The sequence below is a fragment of the Streptomyces sp. RerS4 genome, assembly GCF_023515955.1.
Taxonomy (GTDB): domain Bacteria; phylum Actinomycetota; class Actinomycetes; order Streptomycetales; family Streptomycetaceae; genus Streptomyces.
Genome location: NZ_CP097322.1, coordinates 4,082,073 through 4,100,072, shown reverse-complemented (window position 1 = coordinate 4,100,072; position 18,000 = coordinate 4,082,073). Strand labels below are relative to the sequence as shown.

17 protein-coding genes are annotated in these 18,000 nt (G+C 72.9%); 7 read left to right on the top strand and 10 right to left on the bottom strand.

The genetic code is table 11. The features are described 5' to 3' along the window. Nucleotides 1-219: 219 nt before the first annotated feature. Complete coding sequence (locus tag M4D82_RS19030) at nt 220-870, bottom strand: DUF5701 family protein (RefSeq protein WP_249767189.1); 651 nt, start codon at nt 868-870, stop codon at nt 220-222. Between the two features lie 277 nt (nt 871-1,147). Between M4D82_RS19030 and M4D82_RS19025 the strand changes: the two genes are divergently transcribed. After that, nucleotides 1,148-1,666: an EF-hand domain-containing protein gene (locus tag M4D82_RS19025; RefSeq protein WP_249767188.1), complete on the top strand. Its 519-nt coding sequence runs from the start codon at nt 1,148-1,150 to the stop codon at nt 1,664-1,666. A gap of 51 nt (nt 1,667-1,717) precedes the next feature. On the opposite strand, the gene purU is transcribed toward M4D82_RS19025, so the two are convergent. Together purU and M4D82_RS19010 are read right to left on the bottom strand one after the other, a co-directional pair. Next, nucleotides 1,718-2,602, bottom strand: coding sequence for a formyltetrahydrofolate deformylase (gene purU / locus M4D82_RS19015; protein ID WP_249767187.1), 885 nt, complete (start codon nt 2,600-2,602; stop codon nt 1,718-1,720). A 28-nt stretch (nt 2,603-2,630) separates the two neighbouring features. Next, complete coding sequence (locus M4D82_RS19010; protein WP_249771944.1) at nt 2,631-3,077, bottom strand: SCO4402 family protein; 447 nt, start codon at nt 3,075-3,077, stop codon at nt 2,631-2,633. 195 nt (nt 3,078-3,272) lie between these two features. On the opposite strand from M4D82_RS19010, the gene M4D82_RS19005 reads away from it, so the two are divergent. Beyond that, nucleotides 3,273-4,661 carry an ABC transporter substrate-binding protein gene (locus M4D82_RS19005; RefSeq protein ID WP_249767186.1) on the top strand — a complete coding sequence of 463 codons (1,389 nt, stop codon included), beginning with the start codon at nt 3,273-3,275 and terminating at the stop codon, nt 4,659-4,661. A gap of 3 nt (nt 4,662-4,664) precedes the next feature. On the opposite strand, the gene M4D82_RS19000 is transcribed toward M4D82_RS19005, so the two are convergent. The 3 genes from M4D82_RS19000 to M4D82_RS18990 form a co-directional block, all read right to left on the bottom strand. Next, complete coding sequence (locus M4D82_RS19000; protein ID WP_249767185.1) at nt 4,665-4,988, bottom strand: hypothetical protein; 324 nt, start codon at nt 4,986-4,988, stop codon at nt 4,665-4,667. Between the two features lie 140 nt (nt 4,989-5,128). After that, complete coding sequence (locus M4D82_RS18995) at nt 5,129-6,820, bottom strand: hypothetical protein (protein ID WP_249767184.1); 1,692 nt, start codon at nt 6,818-6,820, stop codon at nt 5,129-5,131. Nucleotides 6,821-6,902: 82 nt separating this feature from the next. Next, nucleotides 6,903-8,285 (bottom strand): NsdA family TPR-like regulatory protein, encoded by a 1,383-nt coding sequence (locus M4D82_RS18990; protein WP_249767183.1) that lies wholly within the window; start codon nt 8,283-8,285, stop codon nt 6,903-6,905. A 223-nt stretch (nt 8,286-8,508) separates the two neighbouring features. On the opposite strand from M4D82_RS18990, the gene M4D82_RS18985 reads away from it, so the two are divergent. The 3 genes from M4D82_RS18985 to M4D82_RS18975 all read left to right on the top strand — a co-directional run bounded on the left by M4D82_RS18985 (nt 8,509) and on the right by M4D82_RS18975 (nt 11,811). After that, nucleotides 8,509-9,189 carry a bifunctional DNA primase/polymerase gene (locus M4D82_RS18985; protein WP_249767182.1) on the top strand — a complete coding sequence of 227 codons (681 nt, stop codon included), beginning with the start codon at nt 8,509-8,511 and terminating at the stop codon, nt 9,187-9,189. A gap of 142 nt (nt 9,190-9,331) precedes the next feature. Beyond that, nucleotides 9,332-10,171 (top strand): ABC transporter ATP-binding protein, encoded by an 840-nt coding sequence (locus M4D82_RS18980; RefSeq protein ID WP_249767181.1) that lies wholly within the window; start codon nt 9,332-9,334, stop codon nt 10,169-10,171. After that, nucleotides 10,168-11,811, top strand: a complete 1,644-nt coding sequence (locus M4D82_RS18975) for a transporter (protein WP_249767180.1) — start codon at nt 10,168-10,170, stop codon at nt 11,809-11,811. Before M4D82_RS18980 ends, M4D82_RS18975 begins: the two co-directional genes overlap by 4 nt. Nucleotides 11,812-11,930: 119 nt before the next feature. Here the strand turns inward: M4D82_RS18975 and M4D82_RS18970 are convergent, their stop codons facing one another. Both M4D82_RS18970 and M4D82_RS18965 read right to left on the bottom strand, forming a co-directional pair. Further along, on the bottom strand, nt 11,931-13,562 hold the full coding sequence (locus M4D82_RS18970; protein ID WP_249767179.1) for a CHAP domain-containing protein: 1,632 nt from the start codon (nt 13,560-13,562) through the stop codon (nt 11,931-11,933). Between the two features lie 384 nt (nt 13,563-13,946). After that, nucleotides 13,947-14,312, bottom strand: coding sequence for a hypothetical protein (locus M4D82_RS18965; protein WP_249767178.1), 366 nt, complete (start codon nt 14,310-14,312; stop codon nt 13,947-13,949). A gap of 153 nt (nt 14,313-14,465) precedes the next feature. Here M4D82_RS18965 and M4D82_RS18960 point away from each other — a divergent pair, with 153 nt between their 5' ends. Next, nucleotides 14,466-15,461: a helix-turn-helix transcriptional regulator gene (locus M4D82_RS18960; protein WP_249767177.1), complete on the top strand. Its 996-nt coding sequence runs from the start codon at nt 14,466-14,468 to the stop codon at nt 15,459-15,461. A gap of 83 nt (nt 15,462-15,544) precedes the next feature. Here M4D82_RS18960 and M4D82_RS18955 read toward each other — a convergent pair whose 3' ends face one another. Together M4D82_RS18955 and M4D82_RS18950 are read right to left on the bottom strand one after the other, a co-directional pair. Continuing rightward, entirely contained in the window at nt 15,545-15,715 is a 171-nt protein-coding gene (locus tag M4D82_RS18955) for a hypothetical protein (protein ID WP_249767176.1), read from the bottom strand. A 238-nt stretch (nt 15,716-15,953) separates the two neighbouring features. After that, nucleotides 15,954-16,910: a GlxA family transcriptional regulator gene (locus M4D82_RS18950; RefSeq protein ID WP_249767175.1), complete on the bottom strand. Its 957-nt coding sequence runs from the start codon at nt 16,908-16,910 to the stop codon at nt 15,954-15,956. Nucleotides 16,911-17,045: 135 nt separating this feature from the next. Here M4D82_RS18950 and M4D82_RS18945 point away from each other — a divergent pair, with 135 nt between their 5' ends. Then, entirely contained in the window at nt 17,046-17,990 is a 945-nt protein-coding gene (locus M4D82_RS18945) for an NADP-dependent oxidoreductase (RefSeq protein WP_249767174.1), read from the top strand. The last annotated feature ends 10 nt before the right edge of the window (nt 17,991-18,000 follow it).

Below are 18,000 nucleotides of genomic sequence, written 5' to 3'. Positions count from 1 at the left end.
ACCCACCGAATCCCGCCCGTTTTGACGAAACCTCACCCTGGAGGGGCCTGCGGCGTGCTAGGTCGTGTCTTGTGGATCAGGCCGGATCAGGGAGCGGCGTCCGGTGTCGTGCGTCGCAAGGCGGAGGACGGAGCCAATGCGGAGCATTGGCGACCGACGACAACGCCGCGAGGCGCGGTGCCGGGCGTCGCGAGCCCGGCATGATCCACAAGACACGACCTAGGTCGTCTCCGCGTCCCGGCCCGTGGCGGAGGCGAAGCCCAGCCAGGTGTGGCGGTTGCCCCACCAGCACCAGCCGACCTTGGGGGCGTCGCGCCGTTCGCGGCCGTCGCGCCCGGTGCCGTTGCTGATCCAGACGGCCGGGGTGCGGGCGTCGAAGTCGCCGTTCGGCTTGGGCAGTCGGGAGCCGATCGTCATGAAGCACCGGTTGCGCTCCAGGGCGGCCGGCTGCTGGAGCACCCAGTGGAGGCCCTCGGTGAGCAGCAGCGGGCTGCGGTTCTCCTTCGTGAGGGCGGGCAGTGCCTCCTCCGGGCTCCAGTTGGCCATGTGGTCGCCGCGGTCGAGGCCGGTGACGAGGTAGAGGGGGGCGTCGGGCAGTTCGACGCCGTACGGGGCGAAGCGGTCGACGTCGGGCATGTCGACGACGACGAAGCCGGGCTTGTCGCCGCGGCGCAGCAGCGGCGCGAGGGCGGAGGCGGGGGCCCGGTCCGGGTGGACCGCGAGCAGGACGTCGCTCCGGGAGCCGCCGGCGGCCTCGGCGAAGGCGCGCAGCTCCTCGGCGGGGATCGCTGCGAGTTCGTGCACCCCGAGCTCGATCAGGTGCTCCGCCTGGGCGGCGAGCGGGGGCAGGGCGTGAGGGGTGGCGGGCACGGTACTCCTCGGTCGCGGTGGCGTGGTGGCGGATCGATTGAACGAAGCAGCCCGCCGGGATGTTCCCGCCACAGCGCCGCCGGGGCGGGTGGTGCGCGTTCCTCCCCGCCGGGAACACGCGTACGCGCCCCGTCGCGCTTCCCGTGCGCGGGTTCGATGCGGCCACCTCCGCGACCACTTCGCTTAACGCGCAGGCCACGTAGGCCTTACGCTCCTGCCTGTCTTGAAGTGCACCCCCATCGCAGCCCATCGCACACGTGAAGGCGGAACGCCGAACATGGACAGCGCAGAATACGAGCGCAAGATCGCCGCCCGATTCGCCACCTTCGACCAGGACGGGTCCGGCTATATCGACCGGGAGGACTTCAGTACGGCCGCGAGGGCCGTCCTGACCGAATTCGCCACCGCCGCACGGTCGGACAAGGGGCAGGCCGTCTTCAACGGCGCCGAGGCGTTCTGGCAGGGGATGGCCGGAATCGCCGACGTGGACGGGGACCAGCGGGTCTCCCGCGAGGAGTTCGTCACCGGCGCGGCGAAGCGGCTACGGGACAACCCGCAGCGGTTCGCGGAGATCGCCCGGCCGTTCCTCGCGGCCGTGATCGCGGTGGCGGACGAGGACGGCCGCGGCACCACCCCGGAAGGCGCGGCCCGTGTCCTGCGCGTGCTCGGCACACGACCCGAGTTGGCCCGGCAGGTCGCGGAGGCCCTCGACGCGGACGGCGACGGACGCATCACCGAGGACGAGATCCTGGCCGCCTTCGCCGCGTACTGCGGGGTCGAAGCCCCCGACGCGTAACGGCCGCGGCCCGCCCGGCTCTCCGGGCGGGCCGTCACGTCATCCGGGCGGTCAGGCGAAGACGACCGTGCGCGCGCCGTTGAGCAGCACGCGGTGCTCGCTGTGCCACTTCACCGCGCGGGCCAGCGCCTGGCACTCCACGTCGCGGCCGATGGCGACGAGCTGGTCGGGCGTGACCTCGTGGCCGACGCGCTCGACCTCCTGCTCGATGATCGGGCCCTCGTCGAGGTCGGCCGTCACGTAGTGCGCGGTGGCGCCGATCAGCTTCACACCGCGCGCGTGGGCCTGGTGGTACGGCTTGGCGCCCTTGAAGCTCGGCAGGAAGGAGTGGTGGATGTTGATGATCCGGCCGCTCAGTTCCTTGCACAGGGTGTCCGAGAGCACCTGCATGTAGCGCGCGAGGACGACGAGCTCGACGTTCTGCTCGCGCACCAACTCCAGCAGCCGCCGCTCGGCCTCCGCCTTCGTGTCCTTGGTGACCGGGATGTGCTCGAAGGGGATGTCGTACGAGGCGACGAGCTCCGCGAAGTCGGTGTGGTTGGAGACCACCGCCGCGATCTCCACCGGCAGGGCCCCGATCGAGGAGCGGAACAGCAGGTCGTTGAGGCAGTGCCCGAACTTGGACACCATCAGGATGATCCGCATCCGCTCGTCGGAGCGGTGGATCTGCCAGTCCATCCGGAAGGAGTCGCCGATCGCGGCGAAGCTGGCGCGCAGCTTCTCCAGCGTGACGGCCGGCTCGGCCTCGAAGTGCACGCGCATGAAGAACAGGCCGGTCTCGCGGTCTCCGAACTGCTGGCTGTCCACGATGTTGCAGCCGGTCATGAAGAGGTAGCTCGACACGGCGTGCACGATGCCCTGCTTGTCGGGGCAGGACACGGTCAGGACGTACTGGGGCTGCTGCTGGGCCTTGGCCTCGGAGTGCGGGTCGCTCATGACCCCACAGCCTTTCACACCGGGAGGGTCACCCCGCGCCGGTGAGGATCCTCAGGACATCGACGGAGGTGGGCGCGGCGTCCGGGTCCTCCCCGTCGGCCGTGGCCATCCGTACGTGCGCCTCGCGCGCCGCCCGGACCGCCTCGGGCCACGCGTGGTGCTCCAGGTACGCGGAGACGGGTGCGTCGGGGCCGACCTGGTGCAGGATGCGCAGCACCCGCAGCACGGCGACGTCGACGGTGGCGGCCTCCTGGGAGTCGCGGAAGATCGTGCCGACGTACTTCTCGGCGGACCAGCTGTCGAGCCAGGTGTCCTCGACGAGGCGGTACACGGCGTCGGTGACGTCGCCGTAGCCTTCCGCGCCGGTCAGCCAGACCTGCTCCTGGAAGACCGGGTCGGAAAGCATGTGCAGCGCCGAGCGCACGTTCGCGCGCCAGCGCCACCACGGCATGTCGTTGAGGGGCATGCCGCCCATGGTGGAGGAGCGGCCGCCGCGGCGGGAAGAGTTCTTCGAACCTTGGGCGAATGTCACGCTTTCGATCGTACGTTCCCCAAAGGAACGATCTTCAGGCACCCACACGGGGAGGCCCCCCGCAATTCACCTGGACGTCACCGAATGTTGTGAACACCTCACACTTCAGTTACCCGGCTGCCGGAAGGGTCGGTGGACATGACCAAATGGCGACGCACGACGGGCTTCTCCCGCACCTTCCTTGCCACGGCGACCGTCGTATGCCTCACCGCCTCGTGCGGGGTGGTGACCGGCGGCTCGGGAGACTCCGACGGCACGCTGACGGTCATGACCTTCGCGCCCATCGACACGAAGGCCACCAACATGCCCGGCATGCCCGCCATGGCCAAGGCCTACGAGCGCTGGGTGAACGCCAACGGTGGCATCAACGGCCACAAGCTCCGCGTCCTGACCTGCAACGAGAAGAACACCCCGACCGGCGCCGCCGACTGCGCCCGCAAGGCCATCACCGAGAAGGCCGTCGCCGTCATCGGCTCGTACAGCCAGCACGGGCGCGCCTTCATGGCCCCGCTGGAGGCCGAGGGCATCCCGTTCATCGGCGGCTACGGGGTCTCCCCCGAGGAGTTCCAGAGCACGCTGTCCTACCCCGTCAACGGCGGCCAGCCGGCCCTCCTCGCGGGCGCCGGCCACCAGCTGGGGCGGGTCTGCGGGCAGGTGACCCTGGTCCGCCCGGACACGCTCGCCGGGGACTCCATGCCGGTGCTGCTGAACGCCGGTCTGAAGGCCAACAAGCTCCCGGAGGCCAACGACATCCGGGCCGCCGAGGACTCCGCGGACCTGATGCCGCAGGCCCGCGAGGCGCTCGCCACCCCGGGGACCACCCCGCCGAGGGAGGCCCCGAAGGAATCCTCGAAGGACGCGACGGCCACGAAGGACCCGGTGACCAAGGCCCCGGCGACGAAGGACACGACGGCCGCCAAGGACGCCCCCAAGGACGGCAAGAGCTGTGTGACGGCCGTCCTCGGCGCCCGCACCGAGACCTTCTTCGACGCCTTCCGCCGCGCCGGCGAGACCGTGCGCAGCAGCCCGCAGATCTCCTCCGTCCTCGGCAGCATCAGCCAGTCCCTGGTCGACCGCACCGGCGGCAAGGAGAGCCCCTTCGAGGGCGCCTACGTCACCAGCTGGTACCCGGTGGCCGGCGACCCGCTGTGGGAGCCGATGCGCAAGGTCGTCGCCGAGCAGGCCTTCGGCGACAACACCCTCGACGCCGACGACAGCGGGGCGCAGACCACCTGGATCGCGTACAGCGTGTTCAACCAGGTCGTGCGGCACTTCAAGAAGGGCGAGGGGATCACCGCCCGCAAGGTGGCGCGTGAGCTGAACCGGTCCCAGGGTGTCCAGACCGGCGGCCTCACCCCGGACCTGAGCTGGCGCTACCAGGACATGCGCGCCGTGGCGGGCTTCCCGCGCCTGGTCAACGCCCAGGTCACGTTCCAGATCGTCCAGGCGGGCCGACTCGTCGCCCAACCCGGCGAACAGTCCCAGGACATGATCGCGACCCTGGAACAGGCCCCGCGCTCCACGTGACCGTCACTGCTCCTCGTAGTACTCCTCGCGGGGCCGCTGGTGGCCACCGGGCACCTCGGTCCCGTCGGGGAAGGTGACGGTGGCGAACCAGGAGGTCGCCCACACCTGTATCCGCTCCGGCTCGTGGTGCACCTCGAAGGCCGCCGCCGGGTCCCGTTCCCCGTACGAGGTGACCGTGAAGGTCTCCCCGGGCCGGAGCCAGTAGTCCTGGCCGAACGGCTCCAGCCACAGCTCCAGCAGGGTGTCGCCGCTGTTGCCGACGTGGATCGGCACCGGGTCGCCCAGGGCCTGGATGCCCTCGTGGCTGAAGTCCGGGGCCCTGTCCATGTTGCGGCTCATCGTCGCGACGTGCTCCGAGGGCGTGGGCCCGTCGTCCCCGGTCGCGGAGGAGTCCGGTTCCGGGGCCGGCCCCGGAACGGACCCGGGCCCCTGCGACCCGAAAAGCCGCCCGAACGCGGCACGCATGCTCACAGCTGTGAGGGGTCGCGGCGGGTGAGGCCGTACTTGGCCGCGATCGTGTTCCACATCTTCGCCGCCTGCTCCTTCGCCCTGGTGGCCTCGCCGCTGGACTTGTTGCCGTCGGAGGCGTTGTCCGTGGACTTGGCCTTGCCGTCCTTGCAACCGTTCTTGTCGTCGACGTCGTCGGCCCAGGCCGCGTAGCTGTTGTCGGCGGCGGCCGAGGCGCGCCAGGCCTTCGTGAGGGCGGCCGACAGCTTCACGTGGTCCGGGAGCTTGTCGACCTTCAGCTCCTGGAGCCGGGTGACGAGTTCCTCGCGCTGGCGGGCGGCGTCGCGCAGGTCCTGCGCCGCCTGGTCGAGGTTGTCGCAGTCCTTGATGTCGTCCACGGCCTTGATCACCGCGGCCCGGCTGTCGTTGCTGTCCGCGAGCAGCTTGTCGAGCTGGACGGCCTGTGGGCGGGCCGGGTCGGCCGGGCCCTCGGCGACCGCCGCGGCCGAACCGGCGGAGGTGGACGGCAACGGGGCCGGCGCCGCGCCCGGGTCGGTGTTCTGCGCCTTGCCGTCGCTGAGCAGCGCGCCCACCCCGAGCCCGGCCACGGCCAGCCCGAACACCCCGGCGGCGATCACGGCGGCCGGGATCCGCCGCGCGGGCGCGGGCGGCGGCGGGGCGGCGGGGCGCGTACTGCTGCTGGGGTGCGCCGGCTGGGGCGTACGGGGCGGCTGGGCCCGGCGCTGCGGGGGCGCCGGCGGCGGCGTCCGGCGCGGCGACGGCTCCTCCCGTACGGCCCGCGGCTGCGGAACGTGCCCGCCGGGGGCGGAGTCCCGGAACAACGCGTCGAACCCGTCGGCCATGGGCGGCCCGCCGGGGTCCGGTACGGGCGGGATGTACTGAGTCGCCTCGTCGGCCGGACCACCCGGCACGGGCGGGATGTACTGGGTCGCGGCGTCGTACTGGGCGGCCGGATCGGCCGGGCCACCCGGCACCGGCGGCATGTACTGCGTGGCGGCTTCGTGATGAGCCGCCTGCGCCGAAGGGAAGTGCGGGGCGGCCGGATCGGCCGGACCGCCCGGCACCGGCGGGATGTACTGCGTCGCCGCGTCCGCCGGGCCACCCGGCACCGGCGGGATGTACTGGGTCGCCGCATCGGCCGGACCACCCGGCACCGGCGGCATGTACTGCGTGGCGGCTTCGTGATGAGCCGCCTGCGCCGAAGGGAAGTGCGGGGCGGCCGGATCGGCCGGGCCGCCCTGGACCGGCGGGATGTACTGCGTCGCCGCATCGGCCGGGCCGCCCTGGACCGGCGGCACGTACTGCGTGGCCGCTTCGTGATGGGCCGCCTGCGCCGGGGGGTACTGCGTCGCCGCGTCGGCCGGGGGCGCGCCGTACTGGGGGGTCGTGTCACCCAGGGGCGTCGCGCCGTAGGTGGGGGGCTCGGAGCCCGGGATCGGGGGGATGTATTGGGTGACCGCCTCCGGGAGGGGCGGGTAGCCGTAGCCGTGGGGGGCGCCGGGGCCCTCGTAGCCGGGGCCCACGACGTGGCCCTCCGGCGGGTACCCGTACGCGGGGCCGGGCGGCTGCTGGTCGTACCCGGGCGGCGGCGGGTACGCGTAGCCGGGCTGCGCGGGCGGCTGCCCGCCCTGCTCGGCGCCGGGTTGTCCGTCGCCGGGCCGGGGAACGCCCCCTTGTCCGTACTCCGTCACCGGGACTCCCTCTCGCCTTCTCCGACGGCCGGCGAACCTTCGCGGCCGTCGGGTCACGCTACCCGGTCACCCCGTGGACACGTCAGGCCGGCTGAACCTCCAGCCGCGCACCGAACTCCCGCACCGCCGCCTCCTCCCGGTACGGTTCCAGCCGCGCCCGGAAGTCGTCGAGGTACTCGACGCCGCGCCGCGAGCGCAGCGTCCCCAGCAGTTCGGCGGCCTTCGTCGCCGTCTGACAGGCCTGTTCGACCTCCCGCTGCTGCACCTGCGCCGACGCCAGCAGCAGCAGTCCGATCGCCCGGCGCCGCGCCTTCGTCTCGGGCAGCCCCCGCAGCGCCTCCTCCGCGCGCCGGCCCGACGCCTCCGCCTGGCCGAGGTCGCGGTGGCAGTGCGCGAGCTCGTCCGCCAGGTAGGCCTGGTCGAAGTGGCGGATCCACACCGGGTCGTCGCCCGACTCCGGTTCCGCCCGCTCCAGTGCCGTCACCGCCCGCCCCGACAGCACCGCCGTGGCGCGGCCGTCGCCGAGCAAGGCGTGCCCGCGCGCCTCGGCGGCGTAAAACATCGCCTCGACGCGCGGGGTGACCTGCCCCCGCGTGCCCTCCTGCGCGGCCCGCGCCAGCTGCGCGATCTCGCGCGGGTTGCCCAGTTCGGCGGCGAGGTGGCTCATGGACGCGGCGAGGACGTAGCCCCCGTACGCCCGGTCGCCGGCCGCCTGGGCGAGGCGTAGGGCCTGGATGTAGTAGCGCTGGGCGAGCCCCGGCTGACCGGTGTCCACCGCCATGTACCCGGCGAGTTCCGTCAGCCGGGCGACGGCCGCGAACAGCGCCCGCCCGACCGGCTCCCGGTAGGAGCCTCCGATCAGTCCGGAGACGACCGAGTTGAGGTAGTGCACGACCACGGGCCGCACGTGCCCGCTGCCGAAGCGGTGGTCGAGTTCGGTGAGCGCCTGCGTGGTGGCCCGTACGGCCTCCACGTCGGACATCCCCACGCGCGCCCCGCCACTGCGGGCCACCTGCGGGTCGGCGCCGGTGATCAGCCAGTCGCGGCTGGGTTCGACGAGCGCGGAGGCGGCCACGCTCGATCCCGACAGGAAGTCGCGGCGCCCGACGTCGCTGCGCCACAGCTCGCAGACCTGCTCGATGGCGCCGATGACGGTCGGGGAGAACTGCAGGCCGACGCCGGAGGCGAGGTTCTTTCCGTTGGCCATGCCGATCTCGTCGATGGTGACGGTCCGGCCGAGTTTGCGGCCGAGGGCCTCGGCGATGATCCCCGGTGCCCGGCCGCGCGGCTGTTGGCCGCGCAACCAGCGGGCCACGGACGTCTTGTCGTAGCGGAGATCGAGGCCGTGCTCGGCCCCGCACATGTTCACGCGCCGGGCGAGCCCGGCATTGGAGCACCCGGCTTCCTGGATGAGCGCCTGTAGCCGTTCGTTCGGCTGACGGGCGACGAGAGGCCTGGCTGCCATTTGAAAACCCCCTGAAGCCACGGGAGGAGCGATGGAATGATCACTTCCCGCCTGAAGTGCGGAGAATCTTCCCCTCTGCGACGTGTCGCTACCCAAGGACCGCGCTCCGACCTCCCACGCGCCCCCACACGTGCACCGGTGCGCCCCGTATGCAGGATCGATGCACCGCCCACCGGCTGGTTTACGCCCGTAACCCCCGGTGGGCGCGAGAGTTGTGAAGGACGTGGAAGAGACCATCGGAGTCACGGAGACCGCGCCCATCCCCCAGCAGCGAGGCGAGCAGTTGCTGGACCATGCCGTGCGGTATGTGGAAGAACGGCATTGGGACGTCTTCGCCGGTACGTGGCTGGAGCCCGGCGACGGCCGGGAGTTGTGCTCCTGCGGGGTGGTGGACTGTCCCGCCCCGGGGGCGCACCCGGCGGTGAAGGACTGGGCGTCGCTGGCGTCGGGCAGCGCCGTCGGGGTGCGGCGGATCTGGGGGAAGCACCCGCAGGCCTCGATCCTGCTGCCGACGGGGCGGACCTTCGACGCGCTGGACGTCCCGGATTCGGCCGGGTTCCTGGCGCTGGCGCGGCTGGAGCGGATGCAGCGCACGCTCGGCCCGGTGATGCTGACGCCCGACCACCGGATGCTGTTCTTCGTGCTGCCGGGCGCCGGGGTCAAGATGGCCGACCTGGTGCGCAAGTCGGGGTGGTCGCCGTCGCAGATCGATCTGGCCGCGCGCGGTGAGGGCGAGTACGTGGCCGCCCCGCCGACCCGCTTCGGCGGCCGGGGGCCGGTGCAGTGGGCCCGCAAGCCCACGCCGGCGAACCGCTGGCTGCCGGACACGGAGGAGCTGATCGACGCCCTCGCGTACGCGTGCGGCAGCGAGGCGGCGGCGGCCCGCGGCCGCCGCAAGGCCTGACGCCCTCCCCGACACCTCCCCCGGCCGGCCTGCGCCGCCGCTCACCTGGGGATTCATGACATACGTAACTACTGCCGCCCACACCCCGGCACCTATGGTGAGGAACGTACGACCACGGGGAACGGGAACGAAAGGCAGGCGCATGCCGGACCAGGGTTATGCGGCGAGCGGGGCGGCGGACGGTACGGGCACGGCGGGTGGCGCGCGATCCGCGCCGCCCGCCGCCGTACGCGTGGAGGGCCTCTGGAAGCGGTTCGGCGAGCAGATCGCCGTCGGGGGAATCGACTTGGAGCTGCCGGCCGGCAGGTTCATCGGGCTCGTCGGCCCGAACGGCGCCGGCAAGACCACCACGCTGTCGATGGTGACCGGCCTGCTGCGCCCGGACATGGGCCGCGTGCTCGTCGCCGGGCACGACGTGTGGGCCGACCCGGTCGAGGTGAAGCGGCGCATCGGCGTCCTGCCCGAGGGGCTGCGCATGTTCGAGCGCCTCTCCGGGCGCGAACTCCTCGGCTACATAGGCCGGTTGCGCGGGCTGCCCGGTGAGGAGACCGACCAGCGGGCCACGCAGCTGCTGGACGTGCTGGACCTGGCGGGCTCGCAGCACAAGCTGGTCGTCGACTACTCCACCGGCATGCGCAAGAAGATCGGCCTGGCGGCGGCCCTGCTGCACAACCCCGAAGTGCTGTTCCTGGACGAGCCGTTCGAGGGCGTCGACCCGGTGTCGGCGCAGACCATCCGCGGGGTGCTGGAACGTTACACCGCCTCCGGGGCGACCGTCGTGTTCTCCTCGCACGTGATGGAGCTGGTGGAGTCGCTGTGCGACTGGGTGGCCGTCATGGCCGCCGGCCAGATCCGCGCCGCCGGCCCGCTGGCCGACGTACGGGGCTCCGCGCCCTCCCTCCAGTCCGCGTTCCTGGAACTCGTCGGCGCCCGGGACCGGGCCGACGGCGGTTCCCTCGACTGGCTGGGCGGCGCCCGATGAGCGCCACCGCGACCGAGGTCACGACGGGTCGGCGGACGGCCGCGTCGCCGCAGGTGGCGCTGGCGCCGCTCTTCGTCCGGCTGAAGCTGTCGCTGATGCGCAACGGGCTGAAGGGCTCCTCCAAGCGGAAGGCGGCCTGGATCGGCAGTCTGGTCTTCTCGCTCGTCGTCAGCGTGTTCGCCACGCTGGGCCTGGCCCTGCTGCACGGGCACACCCACGCGGGCACGGTCGTCGTCCTGCTCGCGGCGATCCTGGCACTCGGCTGGAGCGTGATGCCGCTGTTCTTCCCCACCGGCGACGAGACGCTCGACCCGAGCCGGCTCGTCATGCTGCCGCTGCACCCGCGTCCGCTCGTACGGGCCCTGCTGGCCTCCTCGCTGGTCGGGATCGGCCCGCTGTTCACGCTGTGCCTGGCCATCGGCTCGGTGGCGGCCGTCGCGCGGGGCGCGGCGGGCGTGGTCGCGGCCGTGGTGGGCGCTCCGTTGCTGCTCCTGGGCTGTGTGGCGCTGGCACGGGCCGTGGCCACGGCCAACGTACGGCTGCTGACGAGCCGCAAGGGGCGCGACCTCGCGCTGCTCAGCGGTCTGCTGATCGCGGTCGGCGCGCAGCTGGCGAACTTCGCGAGCCAGCGCCTGTTCGAGACGGGCGGTCTCGACCGGCTGGAGCCGGCGGAGGCGGTGCTGCGGTGGGTGCCGCCGGCGACGGCCGTCGGGATGGTCGACTCGGCGAGCGAGGGCGCGTACGGGATCGCGGCGGCCCAGCTCGCGCTGACGCTGGCCGCCCTGGCCGGACTGCTGTGGTTCTGGGAGCGGAGCCTGACGCGCCTGATGGTCTCCCCGGACGGCTCGACGATCGCCGCCGCCGCGCCGCGCGAGGACCGGGGCACGGGCGGTGCGTGGAAGCTGCTGCCGGCGGGTCGTACGGGCGCGGTGATCCAACGGACGCTGCGGTACATGGTGCGGGACCCGAAGACGAAGTCGGCCACGGTGACGTCGCTGGCGCTCGGCCTGATCATCCCCGTCTTCAACGCCCTCCAGGGCAACGGCTCGCTGTACCTGGCGTGCTTCGGCGCGGGCATGCTCGGCATGCAGATGTACAACCAGTTCGGCCAGGACACCTCGGCGTTCTGGATGGTCGCGCAGACCATCTCGACGCGGCGGGAGGCGTACGGGGAACTCCTCGCCCGCGCCTACGCGCTGGCCCTGGTCACGGTCCCGTACACGCTGCTCGTCACGGTGGTGACGGCCGTCCTGGTCGGCGACTGGGGCGCCTTCCCGTCCGCGCTGGGGCTGGGGCTGGCCCTGCTGGGCTCCATGGTGTGCACGGGGGCGCTCGCGTCGGCGCGGTTCCCGTACTCGATCCCGACGGAGGGCGCGTTCAAGAACGTGGCCCCGGGGCAGGCCGGCCTCGCGTGGGCGGGCATCTTCCTCGGGATGGCGTGCTCGGCGGTGATCAGTTCGCCGGTGATCGCGCTGACGGTGTGGCTGAGCGGGGCGGACGGGCTCGCGGGGCTGCGCTGGATCGTGCTGCCGGTGGGCGTCGTGTGGGGCGTGCTGGCGGCCTGGGCGGGGCTGCGCCTGGCGGCGCCGACGGTGGTCCGCAAGCTCCCGGAGATCCTGCTGGCGGTCAGCAAGGGCTGAGCCGCTGAGCCTTCCGGCGAGGCCGCCGCGAAACGACCCGGGGCCGGCCCCCGCTCCCGTGGAGGGAGTGGGGGCCGGCCCTTTCGCGGGCACTGGTCCGTTGCCCGGGGTGCCCGGGGTCAGACCGCGTTCGGCAGGGCGGCCGTGAAGGCGGCCGGGACGGAGACCACGTCGTCGAAGCTGCGCTTGCCCTCGCCGAACTCCTCGGCCGTCATGGCCCGCTTCCTGCCGGCGACGACCTCCCAGACGGTGTTGTCGCCCGGGGAGACGAGCATCGTCCCGTCGGCCGGGGCCGCCTTGCCCTTCGCCGTGGTCAGCCAGGCGCCGGGAACGAGCTCCAGCGGACGCTTGTCGTAGCCGAGGCCGGTGAAGTCGGCGTGGGTCAGCGGGACGGCCTTGCCGCCGGCGGTGACGAAGACGCTCGCGTCGGCGCCGGAGGCGTCCTTCACGATGGTGCCGTCGGCGATCGGCTTCGCCACGGAGGAGGCGAGCCACGAGCCCGGGACGCCCATCAGGGACCTCTTGTCGTAGCCGTTCGCCGTCCATTCGGCGGCCGAGATGTGCAGGGCCGAGCCGTTGACCATCACGTAGCGGGCGGGGTCCTGCTCGTTCTGGTTCATGACGACGGTGCCGTTGCCCGGGGTCTTGGCGGCGGCCGCCTTCAGCCACTCGCCGGGAACGCCCAACAGCATCCGCTCGTTGTACTTGTCGGCCGTCCACTCGGCGGCGGAGATGTGCAGCGCCGCGCCGTCCACGACGACGTAGCGGGCCGGGTCCTTGCCGGTCTGGTCCATCACGACGAGGCCGGAGGCGATGTCGCGCTGCTTGGCCTCGTTCAACCAGGCGGACGGGACGCCCATGTCGGGGCGGATGTTGTACCCGCCGGCCGTCCAGTCGGCGGCGCCGATCTTCAGCGCGGCGCCGTCGATCACCACGTAGCGGTCGGCGCCGCCGGCCTGGTCGTGGACGACCGTACCGGCGGGCGGGGCGCTCGCCAGGGAGCGGAAGGCCGCGTCGTCGACCGTCACGATCTTGCTCAGGTCGTACCTGCCCGGGGTGACGTCGGAGGCGGCGACCGGAACGCCGGCGCCTTGGATCATCACCTTGACCGCGGGGCCGCTCGGCGACTTCACGAGCGTGCCGGCGGGCAGCGAGGCCGGGTTCGGGTAGGAGGGGGCGTTGCTGCCGGCGGGCGAGATGTAGCCGCTGATGCGCTGGCTGCCCCACGGGATCTGGCCCACGCGCCAGCTGCTGGTGCGGTTGGTGGTGACGCTGCCGGCGCCGCCGCCCTGGTTGCCGCCGGTGAAGGTGACGTTGGTGCCGTCGAAGCCGGTCACGAGGGCCACGTGGTCGTCGGCGTAGCTGCCGCCGTAGTTGAAGACGACGGCGTCGCCCACGTGCGGGGTGGAGGAGAGGGTGCCGTACTTCTCGCCGTAGGTGTAGAAGGACAGCGCCGCGTCGGTGAGGGTGCCCAGGTTCTTGACGCCGTTGCGGTTCCAGACCCAGCCGGCGAAGTCGGCGCACCAGGCGTGGGCGGTGCGGCCGTTGACGCAGCTGCTGTTCTGATTGGGGCCGCCCACGTAACCACCGTGGGCGCAGGCGCCGTTGCCGATCTCACCCCGGGCCGTGTTGGCGATGGCGTCGCCGAGGGAGTCCGCGGCGGCGGGGGTCGCGGTGACCATCGTGAAGGCGGTCGCGGCGACGGCCGTGGTGGTGGCGAAGCGCAGGGTGATGGTCTTGAGGCGGGACATGGCGAGGCTCCAGAGGGCGTGAAGGGAAGTTCGTGGGACCGCGGGTGACGCCCGGCCGCGGCTGGGGGGGGCGGCTGCCCTGTCGGGAGCGGCTGTCGGGTCCGGCGGAGGGGGCGCCCGCGAGGGTGATGCGGGGGGGGGCGAGCGGTGCTCGGGGCCGGCGGGGGCCGCGAGGCGGCTACTCCCAGGCGGTGGTGTCGGCGGTGACCGCGGCGGCCTGGGCGGATCGGGTGCGCTGCATGGGAGGACCCTTCGGGCGGGACGGAGCGGGACGGTGATCCGGTCTCGCGTCCCGCGGTGACGCTTCGTCCGGTGGCGCCGGTCGGGGTTTCCCCTTCCGACGTCGCCCAGCTTCGTCGCAGCTCAGACGGGGTGGAAGGGCTTTCAGGTGGACGGAAACGGCCCTGGCCCAATCCGGCCGGCGAGCCCGGAAGAGGAGTGCAGGAGCTGCTCGTAGTAGGGCGTGAGGAGGGGCACGCCGACGCGGGTGACGCGCCAGTCGCGCAGGGCCCGTACGTCCTGGAACGCGCGCCGGCAGAGGGCCTCCGTACGCCGCTCCGCCTCGGCGAGGCTGTCGGCCAGGACGTACACCCCGACGACGGGGTCGGGCAGCGCGTGCGGATGCGCCGTCACGTGCTCGACCGGACCGTCCTCGTCCGATTCGGCGAGGTCGAAGATCAACCCGGGCGCCTCCGATGGGAGTTGCGCCCCGAAGGAGCAGGTGCGGACGGTGACGTGAACGAGATGCATGGGCCCACTCTGACCGCTGGACCGCCTGGCCCGAAGCGATCAATCTGGACAGTTCGGGCCGTGGCCGGAAGCGTCCACGCGCTGGTTCACCCGGTCACCGCGTGCGATGATGCGGTCACCTTGATCCAAAAGGCTCACACGGGGGGAACCGCTGTGCTAGCCACACTTGGCCTCGACGCGACCACCGAGGCCGTCTACCGAGCCATGCTCGCCCACCCGCGCGAGGGGGTCAAAGCCCTCGCCGCCCGCCTCGGCATGGCCGAGGCCGACGTCCGACGCGCCCTCGACACCCTCAGCGAACTGTCCCTGATCCGGCCGTCCTACGAGCAGGCCGGCGAGCTGCGCGCCGTCTCGCCCGAGGTCGGCATGGAAATCCTCATGGCCCGCCAACAGGCCGAACTCGCGGCGCAACAGCTGCGCATCGAGGCCTCGCGCGCGGCCGCGGCCCAGCTCATCGCCGAGTTCGCGGACCTGACGCCGACGACGGCCAGTCCCGGCGTCGAGCAGCTCGTCGGCCTGGACGAGATCCGCAACCGGATCACCGGCCTGGCGCGCGGGGCCCAGACCGAGCTGATGACCTTCGCCCCGGGCGGCGGTCACCAGCCGCAGACCCTGGAGGCGTCCAAGCCGAGCGATCTGGCGCTGCTCAACCGGGGCATCCGGATGCGTTCCCTGTTCCAGGACAGCGTGCGCAACAGCCAGACCACCGTCGCGTACGCGACGTGGTTGTCCGAACTGGGCGGGGAGGTACGGACCTCCCCGGACCTGCCGACCCGGCTGATGATCTTCGACCGGTCCACGGCGGTCATCCCGGTCAGCAGCGACGACAGCGCGGCCGGCGCGGTGATCCTGACCGGGAACGGCACGCTGACGGCGCTGTGCGCGCTCTTCGAGAACGTGTGGTCGGGCGCCCGGCCCCTCGGCGTCGCGCAGGAGCGCGACGAGAGCGCGCTGACGGCGCAGGAGGCCACGGTGATCCGGCTGCTGGCGCAGGGCCTGACCGACGAGGCCATCGCCAAGCGTCTCGCGGTGTCCCCGCGTACGGCCCGCCGCCTCGCGAACGGGCTGATGGAACGCCTGAACGCGGCCAGCCGCTTCGAGTTCGGCGTCCGCGCGGTGCAGCACGGCTGGCTCCCCGGTACACCGTAACGCCCTGCCCTGCCCTCGGCTTTCGGGGCGGGGGTCAGAGGGTGCCGGCCACGGCGAGCCCGGCCCGATCCGAAAGACACCCCCTACTCCCAGGCGGTGGTGAACTTCCCGACCGGGGCGGTCTCCCAGGCGGTGGTCGCGGTGACGCGGGTGTCGTCGCCGGCGGCGGTGGCCTCACCGGCGACGGCCGGGAGGAGGGCGGCGAGCGCGAGGGCGGCGACCGCGGCGGCCTGGAGGAGACGGGCGCGCAGCATGGGAGGGTCCTTTGCGAGGGCGAGGGCGAGAGCGAGGGCGAGGCGACGTCGCGAGCGAGGTCGAGGGCCTGGCCGGAAGCGCGTCCCGCGGTGACGCGAACTCCGTGGCCCTTGGCGGTGATCCATAGCCTCGTCGCTGCTCAGCGGGGGTGGAACCCTTTCCCCCTGGCCGAAAACGTCCCTGGCCCCTTCCGTCCCCGACGCCCCCCGAACCCCCCCACCTCACCGCAGCGGAGCGTCAGGGGGTGCGGAAGGCTCGGCGGTAGGTGGTCGGGGAGACGCCGAGGGTGGACGACAGGTGTTGGCGTAGGGAGACGGCCGTGCCGAAGCCCGCGTGGGCGGCGACCTCGTCGACCGGGAGCTCCGTCGTCTCCAGCAGCCGGCGCGCGTGGTCCACGCGCCGCTGCGCCAGCCACTGGCCGGGCGGCATGCCCACCTCCTCGCCGAAACGCCGGCAGAAGGTCCGTACGCTCATCCGGGCGTGCTCCGCCAACTCCGCCAGCGACAGCGGCCGGTGGAGCCGTTCCAGCGCCCAGGCACGGGTCGCCGCCGTCGTGGCGGCCTCCGGCTCCGGCATCGGGCTCTCGATGTACTGGGCCTGCCCGCCGGCACGCCACGGTGGGACCACGCACAGCTTCGCCACCCGGTTGGCGACCTCACTGCCGTGGTCGCGGCGCAGCAGGTGCAGGCACAGGTCGACGCCGGCGGCGACCCCCGCCGCCGTCAACACCCGGTCGTCGTCGACGAACAGCACCTTCGGGTCGACCTCGACCCGGGGGAACGCCCGCTGGAAGTGGGCGGCCTCGTTCCAGTGGGTCGTGGCACGCCGCCCGTCGAGCAGCCCGGCGGCGGCCAGGACGTAGGAGGCGGTGCAGATCGACACGATCCGGGAGGTCGGCGGCACCAGGTCCAGGGCGGCGGCCAGGTCGGCGGGCAGCCAGTCGTGGTCGTCGTCGGGGCCGCAGGTGAACGGCGGGATGACGAGCGTGTCCGCCGTCCGCAGGACCTCTCTGTCGTGGGCGACGCCGACCGTGAAGTCGGCGCTCGTGGTCACCGGGCCGCCGTCGAGGCTGCAGGTGAGGATCTCGTAGAGCGGCTCGCCGGCTGGCCCGGCGGCCGTTCCGAAGATCTTCGCGGGGATGCTCATCTCGAAGGGATAGACGCCTTCGAGGGCCAGGACGACGACGCGATGCATGGCAGGACCCTACTGGCAAGATCCTTTCCCATGGTGGCATTCCGGCCACTCGTTGCCCGGCCCGGCATGCGGAAATCTTGGCTCTCGTCAGGGCCACCGGAGCCACCGGGGCCTGCGGAACGGGGGGAACCACCCATGAAGAACACCATGCGTGCGATCGGCCAGGACCGCTTCGGCGGTCCCGAGGTGCTGAAGGTCGTCGAGGCCGAGCGCCCGGAGCCCGGCGTGGCCGAGGTCCTCGTACGGGTCCACGCGACCGCCGTGAACCCGACGGACTCCTGGCACCGGGCCACCGGTGGCCTCGCCGGCGAGGTCATCCGGCTCGGCTGGGACCTGTCCGGGGTGGTCGAGGCCGTCGGCCTCGGCGTCACCACCCTCGCCCCCGGTGACGAGGTGTTCGGCATGCCGCGCCACCCCCTCCCGGCCGGCACGTACGCCGAGTACGTCACCTCCCCCGCCCGCCACCTGGTCCGCAAGCCGGCCGCGCTGGGCCACGTCCAGGCGGCGGCCCTGCCGCTGGCCGCGCTCACCGCCTGGCAGGCGCTCGTCGACACCGCCGACGTGCGGCCCGGACAGCGGGTGTTGATCCACGCGGCGGCCGGCGGCGTCGGACACCTCGCCGTGCAGATCGCCAAGGCGCGCGGCGCCCACGTCATCGGCACCGCCCGCGCCGCCAAGCACGACCTGCTGCGCGCGCTGGGCGCGGACGAGGTCATCGACTACACGCGGGTCGACTTCGAGACGGCGACCGCGCCGGTGGACGTCGTCCTCGACGCCGTCGGCGGGGAGTACGGCCCCCGCTCGCTGCGCGCCCTGCGCCCCGGCGGGATCCTGGTCGCCCTCGCCTCCCCCGCCGAGGCCCACCTCGCGGAGCGGGCGCGCCCGCTCGGACTGCGAGCGGCGTTCATGGCGGTGGAGGCCGACTCGACGGGCATGCGGGAGATCGCGGCGCTGGCCGGGGCCGGACTGCTGCGCTCCGAGATCGACACGGTCCTGCCGCTGGAGCGGGCGGACAAGGCCCACGAACTGTCCGACAGCCGCCGCACGACCGGCAAGATCGTCCTGACCGTCGCCGACTGACGGCGGGCCG

Coding starts and splice junctions, on each gene's coding strand:
- M4D82_RS19005 (WP_249767186.1), top strand. CDS start 3,273: ATGACCAAATGGCGACGCACGACGGGCTTCTCCCGCACCTTCCTTGCC.
- M4D82_RS18990 (WP_249767183.1), bottom strand. CDS start 8,285: ATGGCAGCCAGGCCTCTCGTCGCCCGTCAGCCGAACGAACGGCTACAG.
- M4D82_RS19000 (WP_249767185.1), bottom strand. CDS start 4,988: ATGGACAGGGCCCCGGACTTCAGCCACGAGGGCATCCAGGCCCTGGGC.
- M4D82_RS18955 (WP_249767176.1), bottom strand. CDS start 15,715: ATGCTGCGCGCCCGTCTCCTCCAGGCCGCCGCGGTCGCCGCCCTCGCG.
- M4D82_RS18950 (WP_249767175.1), bottom strand. CDS start 16,910: ATGCATCGCGTCGTCGTCCTGGCCCTCGAAGGCGTCTATCCCTTCGAG.
- M4D82_RS18980 (WP_249767181.1), top strand. CDS start 9,332: ATGCCGGACCAGGGTTATGCGGCGAGCGGGGCGGCGGACGGTACGGGC.
- purU (WP_249767187.1), bottom strand. CDS start 2,602: ATGAGCGACCCGCACTCCGAGGCCAAGGCCCAGCAGCAGCCCCAGTAC.
- M4D82_RS18975 (WP_249767180.1), top strand. CDS start 10,168: ATGAGCGCCACCGCGACCGAGGTCACGACGGGTCGGCGGACGGCCGCG.
- M4D82_RS18970 (WP_249767179.1), bottom strand. CDS start 13,562: ATGTCCCGCCTCAAGACCATCACCCTGCGCTTCGCCACCACCACGGCC.
- M4D82_RS18945 (WP_249767174.1), top strand. CDS start 17,046: ATGAAGAACACCATGCGTGCGATCGGCCAGGACCGCTTCGGCGGTCCC.
- M4D82_RS19025 (WP_249767188.1), top strand. CDS start 1,148: ATGGACAGCGCAGAATACGAGCGCAAGATCGCCGCCCGATTCGCCACC.
- M4D82_RS19010 (WP_249771944.1), bottom strand. CDS start 3,077: ATGGGCGGCATGCCCCTCAACGACATGCCGTGGTGGCGCTGGCGCGCG.
- M4D82_RS18965 (WP_249767178.1), bottom strand. CDS start 14,312: ATGCATCTCGTTCACGTCACCGTCCGCACCTGCTCCTTCGGGGCGCAA.